The following is a 17,210-nucleotide window of genomic DNA, read 5'->3' as shown; positions in this document are numbered from 1 at the left end:
GGTATGGATTTTCTTGAGCTCATCAATTTCTACGTCATTCCGGGCATCGTGCTCGGCTCGATCTATGCGCTTGGCGCCGTTGGCATCACGCTGATCTTCGCCATCCTGCGCTATGCCCATCTGGCGCATGGTGACCTGGCGACGCTTGGTGCCTTCATTGCGCTGGCGGTTGTCACCGGTCTTGGCGTCTCGCCGCTTCTGGCCCTGCCGATCGCCATCATCGCGACCGCCGCCGTTGCCGTCGGCATCGACAAGGTGTTCTATGAACATCTGCGCGAGCGACCGAAAATCGTCACCGTGATGGCCTCGCTCGGCATAGCGTTGATGATCCGCGCCGTGGTGCAGGTGGTCTGGGGTGTCGATACGGAAACCTATTCCCGCGGTATCGTCCGTCCGGAAAATTATTTCGGCCTGCGCATACGAGACCGCGAAATCCTGACGGTGATCGCCATGTTCGCGCTTGTCGGTGGATTGCAGCTGTTCCTGACCCGCTCCAAGTGGGGCAAGGCCATGCGCGCCATGTCGGACAACCCCAATCTGGCTTTGCTCTCTGGAATCGACAACAAGAAGGTCGTGATGCTGACCTGGGTGATCGCAGGCGGTCTGTGTGCCGCCTCCGGTGTGTTCCTCGGCCTCAACACGGAGCTGAAATCGCTGATGGGCTGGCAGATGCTGCTGCCGATGTTCGCTGCCGCCATCCTGGGCGGGGTCGGCCGGATCGAGGGGGCCGTGCTTGGCGGGTTGATCGTCGGCATTGCCGAGGAGTTGTCGGTTCTGGTGATCCCGAGCGAATACAAGGCCGCAATGGCCTTCGCCATCCTGTTGTTCATGCTGCTTGTGCGCCCAACCGGGCTGCTCAAAGGCAAAGTGCTATAAGGGGAGGGAGAGAAAATGGAATATCTCGGTCTTCTCAACTACGCCCTCTTCATGGCGATCTTCATCGGCATCTATGCGCTGCTGGCGCTGGGGCTCAACATCCAGTGGGGCTTTGCCGGTCTGTTCAACGCCGGCATTGCCGGGTTCTTCGCAGTTGGCGCCTATACGTCCGCGATCCTGACCACGGAACATGCCGACGGCCGTATCGGCGGCTTTGACATGCCGTTCTTCGTCGGCTGGATCGGGGCGATGCTTGCCGCAGCTCTGGTGGCCTGGCCCATCGGCAAGATCTGTCTGCGGTTCCGCTCCGACTATCTGGCGATTGCCTCCATCGGGATTGCGGAAATCATTCGCCTTGTGGTCAAGTCCGAACCGGTGCTGACCAATGGCGCCCGCGGTATTTCCGGCATTCCGCGCCCGGCGGCGGAGTTTCCGTCGCTGGCGCAGGAAAGCGCCTACATGGCGTCTCAGGCAGCCTATCTTGCCATTGTCATTGTCGTTCTGATTGCGGCTTACCTGCTGGTCGAACGGCAGTTCAACGCGCCCTGGGGCCGCATGATGCGCGCCATCCGCGATAATGAAGGCGCGGCCAAGGCCATGGGCAAGGATGTCGAGTTCCGCCGCCTGCAGGCCTTCATTTTCGGCTCGGCCCTGATGGGGTTGGGCGGCGCGCTGTTCGCGCATTTCAACCGCTCGATCACCCCGGAAGCCATCGACCCGATGGTCGCGACCTTCCTGGTCTGGATCATGCTGATCCTTGGAGGCTCCGGCAACAACCGCGGCGCCATTCTGGGAGCTGCGGTGGTCTGGATCATCTGGTCGATGTCGGAAATCGCAACTGACCGCCTGCCGACGGAATATGCGATCCAGGCCAAATATATTCGCCTGTTCCTGATCGGCCTGATGCTGCAGCTGGTGCTGCGCTTCCGGCCGGAAGGCCTGCTGCCGGAACCTCTTAGAGGCGACCGGCGTGCAACAAGATCTGGTGCGGATCACACTTAGATCCGTTCCTCAGGCTAGCTTCCCGGTATCGGGAGGCGGAGCCTCGAAAATCCAAAGTCCCGGCGAAGACCGGAATAATGAGGAGGTACTTTGATGAAAACCAAGATTCTCGCGCTTGCAGCCGGTCTGATGACCGCAACCGCGCTGGCATCCGTGCCGGCAAAGGCCGATGTCAAGATCGGCTTGCTCGGTGGCATTTCCGGCCCGATCGCAGCCATGGCTCCGGCCATGATCGACGCCGCACAGCTGGCCTTTCAGCAGGTCAACGAGCAGGGCGGCATCGGCGATGGCGAAAAGCTGGTTGGTGTTGTCGGCGACAGCGCCTGCAATCCGCAGAACGGCACTGATGCCGCAACCAAGGCCGTGAACATCGAAGGCGTCATCGGCGTCGTCGGTCCGCATTGCTCGGGCGCGGTTCTGGCTGCTGCCGGTTCCGTCACCATTCCGGCTGGTATCACCATGATCACGCCGTCCGGCACCTCGCCGGAAATCTCCACCCTCGACGACAAGGGCACCGTATTCCGCACTGTGCCTTCCGACGACTATCAGGGCCGTGCACTGGCACGTACCCTGAAGGAGCAGGGCTACGAGAAGGTCGCCGTCGCTTACCTCAACAACGACTACGGCACCGGTCTTGCCAATGCGTTCAAGGCGGAATTCGTCGATGAACTCAGCGGTGAGATTACGCAGTTCGCAGCGCATGAGGAAGGCAAGGCCTCCTACCGTTCCAACCTTGCCGAACTCGCCAAGGGCGGCGCGGACACGCTGGTGATTTTCGACTACGGCGACGGCACCGGCCTCACCATCCTGCGTCAGGCTCTCGAAAACGGCTTCTTCGACAAGTTCGTCGGCGGCGACGGCATGAAGTCCGAAGCGGTCATCAACGAACTGGGTGCCGAAAACCTGGCGACGTTCGTTTCGTCCTCGCCGGTTGGCGAACAGTCCGAATCCCTCGACATCTTCAACGAAGCCTTCAAGGGCATTGGCGGCGATCCGGATGCGATCTTTGCCACCACGTCCTATGACGCTGCGTTCCTGCTGGCACTGGCGGTCGAAAAGGCTGGCGGCAAGAAGGAAGACGTTGCAGCGGCAATGGCCGAAATCTCCAACGGCGAAGGCGAAGCGATCCGTCCGGGCGAGTGGAAGAAGGCCAAGGAACTGATCGCAGCCGGCACGGCCATCGACTACAAGGGCGCAGCCGGCGACCACAACTTCGATGAAAAGGGCGACGTCCCGGGCACCTACGCCCTTTGGGAAGTCGGCGCGAATGGCTTCGAAGTCCTGACCGAAATGAAATAAGCGACTTCGCAAGAAGCGTTTTTAAGAGACCGGCGACCTGAAAGGGCCGCCGGTTTTTCTGTTTGGAGCCCGCGGCAACCGCAGCCTTGGTCTTTCCGGACAAGTGAGGCAAAGCCGAACGCAGATCCGGAAACCAGACTTATTCCGCGCTGAAAGCGCGGCTGCTTCCTTTTCTGTCAAACAAGAGTTCGCTCATGCTCACGATTACGCGCTGGCTTCCGGATCGGCGCGCAGCATTGGCTGCGCTTGTCCGGAAAGACGGAGGGGCAGAGAAAACAAGCTCACATCTCCCTTACCCCCTCCCGAAATTCCCGCTATACACCCCGCCATGCGTGATCTGGATGTTCTTGTGCTTGGTGGCGGTGCCGCGGGGCTGATGTGTGCGATTGAGGCGGCAAAGCGCGGGCGCAAGGTGCTCGTGATTGACCATGCCAAAAACCCGGCGGAGAAAATCCGCATTTCCGGCGGGGGGCGCTGCAACTTCACGAACATTCATTGTTCGCCGGCTAATTTTCTCTCCCGGAACCCGAGGTTCTGTGTGTCGGCGCTGAAGCGCTATACCCAGCAGGACTTCCTGAAACTGGTCGAAAAGCACCGCATTTCCTGGCACGAGAAGACACTCGGCCAGCTCTTCTGCGACAATAGCGCCAAGGACATCATCCGGATGCTGCTGGCCGAGCTGGAAGCGGCCGGGGGCACCTTACAGCTGGAAACGGACATCAAGGCGATTGAAAAACCCGACGACCGGTTTTCCGTGTCAACGTCCAAGGGGCCGTTGCGGGCGGCATCGCTTGTTGTGGCGACCGGCGGACCGTCGATCCCCAAGATGGGCGCGACCGGCTTCGGCTATGATCTGGCCAAGCGCTTCGGCCACAACGTGATTGCCCCACGCGCGGCGCTGGTGCCGCTGACCTTTTCCGATACCAACAAGGAACTGTGCGGCCGGCTTGCCGGTGTTTCGGTGGATGCGGTCGTTTCGTTCCAGAAGACGTCCTTTCGCGAAGGCCTGCTCTTCACGCATCGGGGTCTGTCCGGGCCGTCGGTGCTGCAGATTTCGTCCTACTGGCAGGAAGGCAAACCCATCTCGGTGAACCTGTCTCCTGAGGCCGACGTCTTCGAAGCCCTGCGGCAAGCCCGGCAGGAGAACCCGAAACAGGACCTGAAGACAGCACTCGGCGGATTGCTGCCCAACCGGTTGGCTGACGAACTTTCGCAGGTGTTTGCCCTGAAAGGTCGTCTGGCCGACCAGTCGGACAAGGTCCTGCGCCGGGCGGCAGAACAGTTGAACCGCTGGCAGCTGACGCCGGTCGGCACCGAAGGCTACCGCACGGCGGAAGTCACGCTTGGTGGCGTGGACACGAAGGAACTCTCCTCCAAGACCATGGAAAGCACGAAGGTGCCGGGTCTCTATTTCATCGGTGAGGTGGTCGATGTCACCGGCCATCTCGGCGGCTTCAATTTCCAGTGGGCCTGGGCGTCCGGTCATGCCGCCGGCCAGGTGGCCTGAGTTTCGTAATCATCAATTGGTAGAAGACTTTGCGCGGCGCAGCATTTTTTGATGATCGCCCCTCAAAGCTGGTTATAGTGGCTTGAAAGAAAGCTTGGAACCAAGCTGCTCTTTCACCGTTGCCTTGAGTGTCCTCTTCCCGCGGAAAAGGTCTGTGCCGGTGCGGAGTAACGGCAAATGGCTGACGTCCGGGGGGATGAATGAAGCGCGTAACGATCCACGATGTGGCCGAAACAGCGGGTGTCAGCCTGGCAACGGTTGATCGTGTCCTCAATGGGCGGCCGGGTGTCCGGAAGGTCACCATCGAAAAGGTCAAGCAGGCCGTCGAGGCGCTGAACTACAAACCGGATGTCTTTGCCGCCGGCCTTGCCAAGAAACGGGTCTACCGCCTGCACTTCCTCATTCCAAATGGCCCCAACGCCTTCATGGAAGACCTGACCCGCGAAGCGCTGTCCCACGCCGAAACAATGAGCGGTGACCGCATGCATGTGCATGTCGAGCCCATCGACGCCTTCGACGGGCACAGGGTGGCCGGTACGCTTGCTATTCTTGACCGCTCGCGATGCGACGGTGTCGCGGTGGTCGCGCCCGCGTTCCCGGAGGTTCAGGCAGCCATCGACCGGCTGCAGGACAGGGGGGTGCCCGTCGTGACGTTGGTCTCCGATCATCCTTCCTCCAGCCGTCAGCATTTTGTCGGCATCGACAACGTCGCCGCCGGGCGCACCGCCGGACGGTTGCTCGGACGCTTCTTGCCCAGGTCCCCGGCCAAAGTCGGTATCATTGCCGGATCGCTCGGCCTTCGCGACCATGCGGAACGCTATCAGGGCTGCCGGGCGGTCATCGAGCAGGACTATCCCCATCTGGAACTGCTGAAGGTGCGTGAGGGGGGGGACGACAACGCCCGCAATGCGGACTTGATGCGCAAGCTTCTTGCGGAACATCCCGATCTTGCCGGGCTCTACAATATCGGCGCGGGCAACCGCGGCACGATTGCGGCCCTGAAGGAAAGCGGCCGCAGCCAGGGCATCGTCTTTGTCGGACACGAACTGACACCCTACACGCGAGAAGCGCTTCAGGACGATGTGCTGGATGCGGTGATTGCGCAGGACCCGGGTCACGAGATCCGTAGCGCCATCCGCGTCCTGAAGGCGCTTTGTGATGGTGTGCCGATCATCGAAGGACAGGAACGTATCGGCATCGATGTGTTCCTGAAGGACAACCTGCCCGGGGAACTGGAGCCTTTCGCACCCGCCGGACAGCCTGCCTGAGGGCGGGGTCAGGGCCGTTTTCGGACGATTCCGCCAAAAAGTGGTCTCTCACACTCAAATTTTGAATTGACCTTTCAGGGCGGGGACCTCATATCTAGTGCATGCGTTTGACACAACAGACAAACTATGCCGTGCGCGCGCTGATGTACTGCGCCGTCAACCCGGACAAACCAAGCAAGGTCGCGGATATCGCGGCCAGCTTCGACATGTCCGAAACCCACCTGTTCAAGATCATGAAGGTTCTGGTCGATGCAAATCTGATCAAGACCATTCGTGGCCGGAACGGCGGGGTCATGCTGGCTCGCCCGGCAGAAAAGATTTCGGTTGGCGAAGTTGTCCGCGCCGCTGAAGAAAGCTTCCTTCTTGCCGAATGTTTCGACAGTGGCCGCAAGGATTGTCCGCTCATCATGTCCTGCGGCTTCAATGGCCTGCTGCATGAAGCGCTCGAGGCATTCATGGAAGTTCTGGACGGCAAGTCGATTGCCGACCTTTCGGAAGACCGCTTCGGCATGCGCGATCTCCTGAAGATCGAGATGACCAAGACCCCGATCGCGGCCAACGCGTAAGGTTTTGTAGACATAAAAAAGTTTCGAAGGCGCCACCATCCGGTCGGCGCCTTTTTCGTTTCGTATGCCTCGAACATGTGACGATTGGTCGGGAAAAGGAAAGGCATGCCACGCGTCTTGCGTGGGCTCTCTCAAAGAAAAGGCCGGGCTGGCTTGCCGCTGAGGGAGAGGAGAGGGCGGTTGGCTGGCCTGGCATTTGTCACTCCGGTTGCCCGGAGGTCCTGTCTAATCCTAAACCAGAGGACGCGATTTCCGGTTCCGTTTCGATCAGGCATTGCCTTGATAGGAAAACTTGAGTATGAGTGTCAAGTATAAAGTTGAGTTTGAAACTCATCTTTTGATTCCGATGTCCCACCGCTCCGCTAAGAAACTGATTTTTTGAACAGTTTCAGGAGCAACACAAAGGCCAAGGACCGATTGCGCGCAATGACACCGACCGCCAACAGCCAGAAGCACCGCCTCTCCCTGGGTTCCAGCAGCCGCGCCACGCGCGCCTTTGCGGCAACACCGCCGCGTGAGCAGAAATCGGAACTCGACACGCGCGACCTGTTCAGCGGCCAGCGCCAGATCCAGATCCGCCACAACGACGAAACCTATCGTCTGTCGATCACCAAACAGGGCAAGCTGATCCTGACGAAATGATTTTGCCGGGCTGATATCCCTTCCCTTTTGCGGGGAAGGGGTGCGGCAGAGGGAACGCCTTCTCTAAACTGCCATATGCCCGGGCGCTCTCACCACTGCCGTTTGTTACCCACCTTCAAGCCGTATCGATCAGAGCTTCTTCGGGTGCCGAATGGCGTTCGACGCGGATGGGTTGGCGAACGCCTGCGGCCTGGTGGAAATGTTCCAGCCGGCGGATGGTGGTGGGTGTCAGCATATGGCCGCGGGACAGAACCAGTTCGTGACCGGTTTCGGTCAAGGCGTCGTCGATCAGCACATCGCCTGGCCGCAGAGAACGGATGTAGCATTCGGCAACAAGTTTCTTGCGTGCCTCCGGCACGTCGTCCATCAGCGTTTCCTTGGCCAGCTCCAGCAGCATCGGATCATATTTGCGCTTGTTGATGGTAAGCGCCTCGAAGGCCGCTGCATCCGGTCCGCTTTCCGGGCTTGCATACCACAGATCCGTCAAGAGCTTGAGGATGCGGGCAATCATTGGGATTTCCTTGCCCGTTGGCCCGTCCTTGGGAAAGCCCGAGCCGTCGAAACCGCGGCCGGATAGAAACAGATATTCGGAGACTTTCTCCAGTTGCGGTATGTTTTTCAGGAGATCCCGGGTCTGGTCCGGTGCCCGGTCCAGGATATTGCGCTCCTGCTCGGTCAGGCCGCGTGCGGCACGGTAGCGGGCAAGGATCTGTTTGGGCAGCAGCGCCTCGCCAAGCGGTGACAACATCACCGACATTTCCAGTTCCCAGGTTTTTTTCATCCCCAGGCGCTTGGCCAGCCGCAGGGCCTGTTTGCGGACCGTGCTCGTGCGCCGGAACGCTTCCGGGTGGAAGAGCGCCAGCATGTCGATCAGCAACTTGACGGATCCGGCAAGTGTCCGCTCCAGCAGTGCCCGGTCCTTGGCTAGCTGTAAATGATGGGAAAGAGCTGTTTCCATGGCGCTGGCCAGATCTGTCGATTGACAGGGCTTTTCCAGATACATGAAGGCATGGGCCTCATTGAGCGTCTTCTTGATCGCATCTGCCGAGTTTTCCCGGGTCAGCATGACCCGCGCGGCTTGAGGTGCAATGGTCTCCGCTGCTCGCAGAAAGGCTGTTCCGCCACGACCCGGCAGATTGAAACAGGAAAAAATGACTGCTGTGCCATGGTTCTGCTTCAGAAACTGCAATGCAGCTTCCGTTTCGGAAAAGCAGGCAACCCTCATGTGACTGCCGAACAGGCGTTCAAAGCCTGCCTGAACGTCCTTGTCCGGATCGGCAACGACTACCAGGTCCGTGCCTTTTTCCATTCACGGCTCCTTTCACAGGAAGCAGACCCGTCGGGAAAACTTCCGCAGGTACACCCCCTGGATGATATTCTCATGAGACTGATAACAAATACTTGCAATAATTCTCGACACACCAACACCGGCTCTGATGAAAATCGATGGTGGTCTTTGCAGCCCGCCTTGAACTATAAGGCCGCATGTTCGACGTCCTGATTGCCGGTGCCGGTCCGGCCGGCCTCTTTGCTGCGGAGCGCCTGTCCGAAAACGGGTATAGCGTTGTGGTTATCGACCGCATGCCCTCGCCCGCGCGCAAGTTCCTGATGGCTGGCCGAGGCGGCCTGAACCTGACCCACAGCGAAGACCTGACCGCGTTCCTCGCGCGCTACCGGCAGGCCGAACCCTTTTTGGCGCCATTGATCCAGGAATTCCCACCCGAAAGGCTGCGGCGCTGGTGCGAAGGCCTTGGCGAAGAAACCTTTGTCGGCAGCAGCGGACGGGTCTTCCCGAAATCCATGAAGGCCTCCCCCTTGCTGCGTGCCTGGCTGCGCCGGCTGGATGCCAATGGCGTCCGGCTGATGACCCGGCATGCGCTCTGCGCCATTGAAGGAGATGGACCGCTTCAGCTCAGGACACGGGATGAAAGTGCCGCCGAAGACACTGAAGGTGAAGGCGCCCTGCAATCCCTCACCGCACGTGCCTGCCTTCTGACCATGGGTGGTGCAAGCTGGCCGAAGCTCGGTTCCAACGCCGCGTGGGTGCCGATGCTGGAAGAGCGCGGTGTTCGCATCAACCGGTTCCAGCCGGCAAATTGCGGCTTTCAGACCGACTGGAGCGATTTTCTGAAAGAGCGGTTTGCCGGTACGCCGCTCAAGCGTATCGCCCTGTCTCATGGCGGTAGAAGGGTGCAAGGGGAGGCGGTCTTGACGGCCCAGGGCCTTGAAGGTGGTGCCGTCTATGCCTTGTCCGCCGAGCTGCGCGAAACAATCAACGAGACCGGTTCGGCGACACTGCACATCGATCTGCGGCCGCAGGCCGGAATTGACGAACTGGCAGCGAAACTCTCAAGACCCCGGGGCAAGCAGTCTGCAGCCACGTTCCTCAAGAAGGTCCTTCGGCTGAGCCCCGTTGAAATGGCACTGCTGCGCGAAGCCGGCGATGTCCCTTTCGATCCGGAAAGCCTCGCACGCTGCATCAAGGCCGTTCCCGTTGTTCTGGACGCGCCCTATTCCATCGACCGGGCGATCTCTTCCGCCGGAGGCATCGCGTTGGACGAACTGGACGAAGGCATGATGCTCAAGAAGATGCCGGGCATCTTTGCCGCTGGTGAAATGCTGGACTGGGAAGCGCCGACGGGCGGCTATCTCCTGCAGGCGTGTTTTGCGACAGGTGCCCGGGCAGCAGACGGCATTGCGGCCTTTCTCCAACGCTCGAAAGGAGAGCAAACAACATGACCGTGCTCTACATCGACGCCGATGCCTGTCCGGTCAAGGACGAAGCCGTTCGCGTGGGCGAGCGCCACAATGTTGAGATCAAGTTCGTTTCCAACAGCTGGATGCGGCTTCCCGAAGGCGATCTGATCGAGCGGGTTGTCGTTCCTGAAGGACCGGACGAAGCCGACAACTGGATCGCGGAACGTGCTGTGGCGGGTGATGTTGTGGTGACCGCCGATGTGCCGCTTGCGGCACGCTGTGTGAAGGCGGGCGCTCTTGTCATCGGTCCGACAGGCAAGCCGTTTCGCGAGGATGCCATCGGCATGCGCCTTGCCATGCGGGATCTCAACACGCATCTGCGTGAAATAGGAGAGATCCGAGAAAGCGGGCCCGGCTTCACCAAGGCCGACCGATCGCGCTTTCTGAACCAGCTTGAGACCATCATGCGCGCGGCGAAACGCATATCACCCTAGGGGCAGACTTATAAATTCTTCCTGGCGACATCGGTGTTCCAACAAAAAACTCCCTGCAAGGAGGGGAGGAAACCCTTGCAGGGAGTGGCCGGTGGCCTTTTCAGGCCGGTTTTGGCCCGGCGAAGTTGGAAACTGCCTTACTGGCAGAAGCGGTACTGTCCGGAATAGGACAGGAAGTAGCCGGTGTTCGGGTTGAACGAACGATACTTGCGGCTGCAGTAATTGTACCAGGCCGGGCTCCACGGAGCCGGACGGTAGATGACCGGAGCTGGAGCCGGTGCCGGATAGTAGGCCGGCGGGGCCGGATAGTAAGCCGGGGGCGGAGCAACATAACGCGGCTGGGAAAGTGCTGACCCGAGGATCGCGCCGGCAGCAAGGCCGCTGGCGACGCCGACACCGACCTGCCAGCCCTTGGCGGCATGTGCGGGTGTGGCCTGAGAGGTCAGTGTGACGCCGGCAACAAGAGCCAGCGCAGAGGCGGTAACTGCAAACTTCTTGAACATGACGGTGTCCCTTCCAGTGTCGTGAGGCCCTGCTGTCCGCCTCAACTCATGAGACGAAACTAACCCGCCCCCCGGTCGGGCTCTGTGACTGGTGTCACAAGCTGTCATTTTGTCACCGGAACAGGATTTATCGGCTTTGTGGCCTCGGTTTGACCACTGCAAAAATCTTTCGCTTGCCGTAAGCGCCACCTGGACCTACATTATTCTCCATCGGTACGCGTTGTGCCGTACGGGACTGACGAAAGACCCGGTGAGACTGACTTCGGCAGGGCTCCATCAAGCGCTGCTCTGAATTTCCAAGCTTTCCGTTTCTTGTTGACTTCTCGTTTATCCGCGCCTGCCGGAAACGGGATGGCGCATCCAACCAGCGGAAAGGTTTCTCCATGCGCGAGAACGGCACCATTAAATTCTTCAACCATGACCGTGGCTTCGGCTTCATCACTCCGGAAAACGGTTCCAAGGACGTTTTCGTCCACATCACCGCATTCGAGCAGGCCGGTATCGGAACGCCCGTCGAAGGCGCGAAGATCTCCTTCGTTGCTGAAGACGACCGTCGCGGCCGCGGCAAGCAGGCTGCTCAGCTCGAGCTGCTCTAAGGTTTCAGGCTGCAGCCTCCGTCCGGGGACGGCTGGCGCGGATTGAACAACGAAAAACGGGACCTTTCGGTCCCGTTTTTTGTTTGTTTTTGACGATTAAACCAAGCCCCGTATCCTCACCCACTCAGCTCGGCCAATTTGTTCAGCCTCATGCTGAGGCTCAATGTGCGGAAAAACTCCAGGTCGCCACACGCCTTACGCCATGCAGTCCAGCAGCTCCTTCTCGCCAATGACACCGACGATGGAGCCGCTTACTTTCACGACGACCGGATCCTTGCTGGACTTTTTCAGCTGCGCGACTTCACGCACCGAAGCGTCGGCATCGCAGGTCAGGCCGCTGGCGAGCGAGCCCGGCAAGCTGCCGGGAGGCACCATGATGTCGCGCGCGCGCAACACGTTCAGCGGGTTCATGTGGCTGACGAATTCGGCCACATAGTCGGTTGCCGGCGTCTTGACGATTTCCTGCGACGTGCCCAGCTGGATCACCCGTCCACCTTCCATGATCGCGATGCGCGAGCCGATCTTGGCGGCTTCATCGAGATCGTGGCTGACGAAGATGATGGTCCGGTTGAGTTCTTTCTGCAGGTCGAGCAATTCATCCTGCAGCTTGTCGCGGATGAGCGGGTCGAGAGCCGAGAACGGTTCGTCCATCAGCAGAAGCGGCGCGTCGGTCGCAAAGGCGCGAGCGAGGCCAACACGCTGCTGCATGCCGCCGGAAAGTTCGTGTACGTGCTTTTCGCCCCAGCCGTTCAGGCCAACCAGCTTGAGCTGCGCCTCGACCTTTGCGGCTCGCTCCTTTGCGGGCATGCCGGCAAGCTCCAGGCCAAAGCCGACGTTCTCCGCCACCGTGCGCCAGGGCAGAAGACCGAACTGCTGGAACACCATGCCGATCCGGTGCCGGCGCAATTCCCTCAGATCGTTTTCGGAGCAGGTTTCCGGATTGACGTATCGTTTGCCGTCATGAACCTGCACCTCGCCCCGGATGACCGGGTTAAGACCGTTGACGGCCCGGAGCAGCGTCGACTTGCCGGAGCCGGACAGCCCCATCAGCACGATGACTTCGCCTTCGTAGATGTCGAAGGTCGCACCGGCGACGCCGAGGATCTGGCCGGTTTCTGCCTGGATTTCCTGACGGGTCTTGCCGGCATCGATCAGCGGCAGAGCCGTGTGAGGCTTTTCGCCGAAAACGATGTCGACGTCCTTGAAGGAAACGACAGCCGATTTGTTGGTCTCGCTCATCGTTTGCCTCCCTCTTCGGCGCGGAAGAAGCGGTCAAGCACGATGGCGATCAGGACGATACAGACACCAACTTCGAAACCTTGGGCGATATTCACCGTGTTCAGGGCCCGCAATGTCGGCACGCCGAGGCCGTCTGCACCGACAAGGGCGGCAATCACGACCATGGACAACGACAGCATGATCGTCTGCGTCAGGCCAGCCATGATCTGTGGCAGGGCGTAGGGCAGCTCGATTTTCCAGAGCAGCTGCGATTTGGTGGCCCCAAAGGCCTTTCCGGCTTCGATCAGCGCGGTCGGTGTCGAGGAAACGCCAAGCTGCGTCAGGCGGATCGGTGCGGGAATGGCAAAGATGACGGTCGCGATCAAACCGGGCACCATGCCGAGACCGAATAGGATCAGTGCCGGGATCAGGTAAACGAAGGTCGGGATGGTTTGCATCAGATCCAGCACGGGACGAAGTGCGGCGTAGAAGCGGGGGCGATGCGCGGCCAGCACGCCGACAGGCACGCCGACCAGCATACAGACCACGGATGCGGCAACCACCAGCGCCAGGGTTTCCGTCGTTTCTTCCCAGTAGCCCTGGTTGATAATCAGCAGCAGGGAAATTGCCACGAAAGCCGCAAAGGATATGGTCCTGTGGACCAGGTAGCCGATGGCGACGGCGACAACAACGATGACCAATGGATGCGGCGTCTGCAGCAACCAGAGGATTCCGTCTATCAGCGTTTCGAGAATTGCCGAGATTCCGTCAAACACCCAATAGGCGTTGTCGGTGAGCCAATCGACCAAGGTGCGCGCCCACGGCCCGATCGGCAGCTTGTGTTCTGTGAGCCAGTCCACGCCACTGCTCCGGTATTATTGTTCTTGGAAAACCAGTGGCGCCGGGCAGGAGACCCGCACCGGCGCCAGATTTTGGTCAGCGATCAGAGACCGAGAGCCCCTTTGACGGCCGCGAAACTGTCGCCGCCATCGAAAGTCTTCACGCCGACGAGCCAGTTTTCGAAGGTTGCCGGATGCTCCTTCAGCCAGGCGGCTGCCGCCTTGTTGGGATCCTCACCCTCGATCAGGATGGCACCCATGATCTCGTTTTCCATGGGCAGCGAGAATTCCAGGTTTTCAAGCAGCTTGCCGACGTTCGGGCATTCCTTGACATAGCCGGCACGCACGTTGGTGTAGACGGTGGCACCGCCATAGTTCGGGCCGAAAATGTCGTCGCCGCCTTCAAGATACTTCATCTTGAAATTGGCGTTCATCGGGTGCGGTTCCCAGCCGAGGAAGACGATGTCCGCCTCGCGGCGGTTTGCACGGGCGACCTGCGCAAGCATGCCCTGCTCGGAGGATTCCACCACTTCGAAGCCTTCCAGTTCGAAGAGGTTTTCATCGATCATGCCGATGATCAGGCGGTTGCCGTCATTGCCCGGCTCGATGCCGTAGATCTTGCCGTCGAGATCGTCCTTGAACTTGGCGATGTCCTGGAAGCTCTTCAGGCCTTTTTCGTAGGTGTATTCCGGAACGGCAAGCGTGTACTTCGCGCCTTCCAGGTTGGCCCGGACCGTTTCCACGGAGCCGTCTTCGCGATAGGCCTTGATGTCACCTTCCATGGTCGGCATCCAGTTGCCGAGGAAGATGTCGATGTCCTTGTTCTTGAGCGACGCATAGGTCACCGGAACGGACAGGATTTTAACTTCCGGCTTGTAGCCGAGTGCTTCCAGGACGACCGAGGTTGCGGCGGTGGTTGCCGTGATGTCAGTCCAGCCGACGTCGGAGAAGCGAACCGTCTGGCAGCTTTCCGGATCGTTTGCCAGGGCGGTTCCCGTGAGCATCAGCCCGAGCGCCAGGCCTCCAGCGAGTTTCGCTGCTACTTTCATATGTATACCTCCTATGGAAAGTCTGTTTTCTTGTTTTTCTGCAGGGCATGGGGGTGTCAGTGTGGTTCTAACGCCCTCAGTTTCCTCTGCCCATAGCCTGCCTAACCTAGATCCAAACATCCACGGGAAAAAATTGCAAGTTTTCATTGATTGACTGATCAATTAAAAATAAAACTTGGGTGTGAGACGAACGCGGCAAGGCGCATTCAGAGGCTCTTGGGAAGGCTTTTCCTTCTCCTTGACGCTGCTGCACCATGATCGTGACGATCGGTAACCGGACTTGTTCTTGTCCGGATGTGCCGCCGTCTGATCATCGCCAGAAACGCTGAGCCGAATTCTTCTCTCGCCCTGTGTCGGAGGTTGAAATGCCCAAGGTCGGAATGGAAGCGGAACGGCGGCGCAGTCTGATTGACGCGACGGTCGATGCCATACACGAACGCGGCTACAGCGACGTGACCATGGCGCAGATCGCAAAGCGCGCAGGCGTTTCCGGCGGTCTTGTGCATCACTATTTCGGCTCCAAGGACCAATTGCTTGCTGCCACCATGCGCCATCTCCTGACCGAACTCGGCCGGGCGATCCGCGAGAGCCTGGAAAAGGCGGAGACCCCGCGCGAGCGTATTTCGGCAATCATTGCCGGCAACTTTGCAGTCGACCAGTTTCAGCCCGCCGTGATCGCGGCCTGGCTCGCCTTCTACGTTCAGTCGCGTACCACCGACAGCAACAATCGTCTTCTGAATATCTATTCGGCAAGGCTTGCCTCGAACCTGACCCACAATCTGAGGGCCTTCATGCCTCAGGACGAAGCACGCCGGATTGCCGAAGGCACGGCGTCGATGATTGACGGCGTCTGGATCCGGCAAGCCCTGCGCGACGGCAAGACCGACCGGCCGGCCGCGATCGAGCTGGTCGAGGATTATGTGGAAACCCAGATTGCCGTCCACCTGGCGCGCAACACCAAGAATTGAGCAGCTAGGATCAACATGAGCGACCAGTTCGACTTCATCATCGTCGGAGCCGGATCCGCCGGCTGCGCGATGGCCTACCGCCTGTCGGAAGACCCGAGCAACAGGGTGCTTGTGCTGGAATTCGGCGGCACCGATGTCGGTCCGCTGATCCAGATGCCGGCTGCCCTGTCTTACCCGATGAACATGCCGCTGTATGACTGGGGGTACGCCAGCGAACCGGAACCGCATCTGGAGGGCCGGAGTCTGGCCACACCGCGTGGCAAGGTGATCGGTGGATCGTCCTCCATCAACGGCATGGTTTATGTGCGTGGCCATGCCTGTGATTTCGACACCTGGGAAGAGATGGGCGCGAGCGGCTGGGGATATCGCCATGTGCTGCCGTACTACAAGCGCCAGGAGCACAGCCATGGCGGCCAGGACGGCTGGCGCGGCACCAACGGTCCGCTGCATGTCCAACGCGGAACCAAGTGGAACCCGCTGTTCGACGCCTTCAAGACAGCCGGCGAACAGGCAGGCTATGGCGTAACCGCCGACTACAATGGCGAGCGTCAGGAAGGCTTCGGCGACATGGAAATGACGGTCCATCGGGGCCGCCGCTGGTCTGCCGCAAACGCCTATCTGAAGCCGGCACTGAAGCGCGGTAACCTGACCCTGATCAAGGGTGCTCTCGTGCGCCGGATCCTGATCGAGGACAAGCGCGCGGTCGGTGTGGAATTCGAAACCGGCGGCGAGGTCCGCGAGGCAAAAGCAGCCCGCGAAGTGATCCTGTCGGCGTCTTCCATCAATTCGCCGAAGATCCTGATGCAGTCCGGCATCGGCCCGGCGGCGCATCTTGCCGAAATGGGAATTGACGTCGTGGCCGACCGGCCGGGCGTCGGTGCCAACCTGCAGGACCATCTGGAGCTTTATCTTCAGCAGGCCTGCACCCAGCCGATCACGCTCTACAAGCACTGGAACCTCATTTCCAAGGCGGTGATCGGGGCCCAGTGGCTGTTCCTGAAACAGGGCCTCGGTGCATCGAACCAGTTCGAGAGCTGCGCGTTCATTCGCTCCAGGGCGGGCGTGAAATATCCTGATATCCAGTATCACTTCCTGCCTTTCGCCGTGCGTTACGACGGACAGGCAGCAGCCGAAGGCCATGGCTTCCAGGCCCATGTCGGACCGATGCGCTCCAAATCGCGCGGCCGTATCAAGCTGACCTCCAGCGACCCGAAGGCCAAGCCGTCGATCCTGTTCAACTACATGTCCCACGAAGACGACTGGGAAGACTTCCGCACCTGTATCCGCCTGACCCGCGAGATCTTCGGCCAGGAGGCGTTTGCCCCCTATCGTGGCAAGGAGATCCAGCCGGGAGACAGTGTGCAGAGCGACGAGGACCTGAACGGCTTCATACGCGAACACGTGGAAAGCGCCTATCACCCCTGCGGCACTTGCCGGATGGGGGCGAAGGACGATGCCATGGCCGTGGTCGACCCTGAATGTCGGGTAATCGGCGTTGACGGGCTTCGTGTTGCCGACAGTTCCATCTTTCCACAAATCACCAATGGCAATCTGAATGCCCCCTCGATTATGGTCGGGGAGAAGGCATCGGACCATATTCTCGGCAAGACCCCACTGCCCGCGGCCAACCAGGAACCGTGGATCCACCCGGACTGGCAATCCAGCCAGCGATGATCCCCGGCAGTC

At 60.0% G+C, this 17,210-nt stretch carries 17 protein-coding genes; 12 read left to right on the top strand and 5 right to left on the bottom strand.

Features of this window, described 5'->3' with window-relative positions:
* The first annotated feature begins 3 nt into the window (after nt 1–3).
* From FIV03_RS01780 to FIV03_RS01750, 7 genes are all read left to right on the top strand, one after another.
* The gene (locus FIV03_RS01780; protein ID WP_152508472.1) at nt 4–876 is read left to right on the top strand and encodes a branched-chain amino acid ABC transporter permease; all 873 of its coding nucleotides are present in this window, start codon (nt 4–6) and stop codon (nt 874–876) included.
* 15 nt (nt 877–891) lie between these two features.
* Nucleotides 892–1,878, top strand: coding sequence for a branched-chain amino acid ABC transporter permease (locus FIV03_RS01775; RefSeq protein ID WP_023002229.1), 987 nt, complete (start codon nt 892–894; stop codon nt 1,876–1,878).
* Nucleotides 1,879–1,971: 93 nt separating this feature from the next.
* Entirely contained in the window at nt 1,972–3,177 is a 1,206-nt protein-coding gene (locus FIV03_RS01770; RefSeq protein ID WP_152508471.1) for an ABC transporter substrate-binding protein, read from the top strand.
* Between the two features lie 328 nt (nt 3,178–3,505).
* The gene (locus FIV03_RS01765) at nt 3,506–4,684 is read left to right on the top strand and encodes an NAD(P)/FAD-dependent oxidoreductase (protein ID WP_152508470.1); all 1,179 of its coding nucleotides are present in this window, start codon (nt 3,506–3,508) and stop codon (nt 4,682–4,684) included.
* A gap of 200 nt (nt 4,685–4,884) precedes the next feature.
* The gene (locus tag FIV03_RS01760) at nt 4,885–5,952 is read left to right on the top strand and encodes a LacI family DNA-binding transcriptional regulator (RefSeq protein WP_152508469.1); all 1,068 of its coding nucleotides are present in this window, start codon (nt 4,885–4,887) and stop codon (nt 5,950–5,952) included.
* A gap of 101 nt (nt 5,953–6,053) precedes the next feature.
* Complete coding sequence (locus tag FIV03_RS01755) at nt 6,054–6,518, top strand: Rrf2 family transcriptional regulator (protein WP_152508468.1); 465 nt, start codon at nt 6,054–6,056, stop codon at nt 6,516–6,518.
* A 426-nt stretch (nt 6,519–6,944) separates the two neighbouring features.
* Nucleotides 6,945–7,160 (top strand): hemin uptake protein HemP, encoded by a 216-nt coding sequence (locus tag FIV03_RS01750; RefSeq protein ID WP_062491931.1) that lies wholly within the window; start codon nt 6,945–6,947, stop codon nt 7,158–7,160.
* Between the two features lie 115 nt (nt 7,161–7,275).
* Here the strand turns inward: FIV03_RS01750 and FIV03_RS01745 are convergent, their stop codons facing one another.
* Nucleotides 7,276–8,469: an HD domain-containing phosphohydrolase gene (locus FIV03_RS01745; protein WP_152508467.1), complete on the bottom strand. Its 1,194-nt coding sequence runs from the start codon at nt 8,467–8,469 to the stop codon at nt 7,276–7,278.
* Between the two features lie 176 nt (nt 8,470–8,645).
* Here FIV03_RS01745 and FIV03_RS01740 point away from each other — a divergent pair, with 176 nt between their 5' ends.
* Both FIV03_RS01740 and FIV03_RS01735 read left to right on the top strand, forming a co-directional pair.
* Nucleotides 8,646–9,899, top strand: coding sequence for a TIGR03862 family flavoprotein (locus FIV03_RS01740; RefSeq protein WP_152508466.1), 1,254 nt, complete (start codon nt 8,646–8,648; stop codon nt 9,897–9,899).
* Nucleotides 9,896–10,351, top strand: coding sequence for a YaiI/YqxD family protein (locus FIV03_RS01735; RefSeq protein ID WP_075283570.1), 456 nt, complete (start codon nt 9,896–9,898; stop codon nt 10,349–10,351). The genes FIV03_RS01740 and FIV03_RS01735 overlap by 4 nt, the downstream gene beginning before the upstream one ends.
* Before the next feature lie 137 nt (nt 10,352–10,488).
* Here the strand turns inward: FIV03_RS01735 and FIV03_RS01730 are convergent, their stop codons facing one another.
* Entirely contained in the window at nt 10,489–10,854 is a 366-nt protein-coding gene (locus FIV03_RS01730) for a BA14K family protein (protein WP_023002219.1), read from the bottom strand.
* A gap of 383 nt (nt 10,855–11,237) precedes the next feature.
* On the opposite strand from FIV03_RS01730, the gene FIV03_RS01725 reads away from it, so the two are divergent.
* On the top strand, nt 11,238–11,450 hold the full coding sequence (locus FIV03_RS01725; RefSeq protein WP_006934329.1) for a cold-shock protein: 213 nt from the start codon (nt 11,238–11,240) through the stop codon (nt 11,448–11,450).
* Between the two features lie 195 nt (nt 11,451–11,645).
* On the opposite strand, the gene choV is transcribed toward FIV03_RS01725, so the two are convergent.
* From choV to FIV03_RS01710, 3 genes are all read right to left on the bottom strand, one after another.
* Nucleotides 11,646–12,689 carry a choline ABC transporter ATP-binding protein gene (gene choV, locus FIV03_RS01720; protein WP_152508465.1) on the bottom strand — a complete coding sequence of 348 codons (1,044 nt, stop codon included), beginning with the start codon at nt 12,687–12,689 and terminating at the stop codon, nt 11,646–11,648.
* Nucleotides 12,686–13,528 (bottom strand): choline ABC transporter permease subunit, encoded by an 843-nt coding sequence (gene choW / locus FIV03_RS01715; protein WP_023002217.1) that lies wholly within the window; start codon nt 13,526–13,528, stop codon nt 12,686–12,688. Before choW ends, choV begins: the two co-directional genes overlap by 4 nt.
* An 83-nt stretch (nt 13,529–13,611) precedes the next feature.
* A complete protein-coding gene (locus tag FIV03_RS01710; RefSeq protein WP_023002216.1) occupies nt 13,612–14,556 on the bottom strand; it encodes a choline ABC transporter substrate-binding protein in 945 nt (314 codons plus the stop codon).
* 365 nt (nt 14,557–14,921) lie between these two features.
* Between FIV03_RS01710 and betI the strand changes: the two genes are divergently transcribed.
* Both betI and betA read left to right on the top strand, forming a co-directional pair.
* Nucleotides 14,922–15,524 carry a transcriptional regulator BetI gene (gene betI, locus FIV03_RS01705; protein ID WP_023002215.1) on the top strand — a complete coding sequence of 201 codons (603 nt, stop codon included), beginning with the start codon at nt 14,922–14,924 and terminating at the stop codon, nt 15,522–15,524.
* A gap of 15 nt (nt 15,525–15,539) precedes the next feature.
* Nucleotides 15,540–17,198 (top strand): choline dehydrogenase, encoded by a 1,659-nt coding sequence (gene betA, locus FIV03_RS01700; RefSeq protein ID WP_152508464.1) that lies wholly within the window; start codon nt 15,540–15,542, stop codon nt 17,196–17,198.
* Nucleotides 17,199–17,210 lie beyond the last annotated feature (12 nt).

Origin of the sequence: Labrenzia sp. THAF187b (assembly GCF_009363375.1) — a bacterium.
Taxonomy (GTDB): Bacteria; Pseudomonadota; Alphaproteobacteria; order Rhizobiales; family Stappiaceae; genus Roseibium; species Roseibium algicola.
Note: the sequence above shows the minus strand (reverse complement) of the source record. Positions and strands in the feature narration are given on the sequence as shown.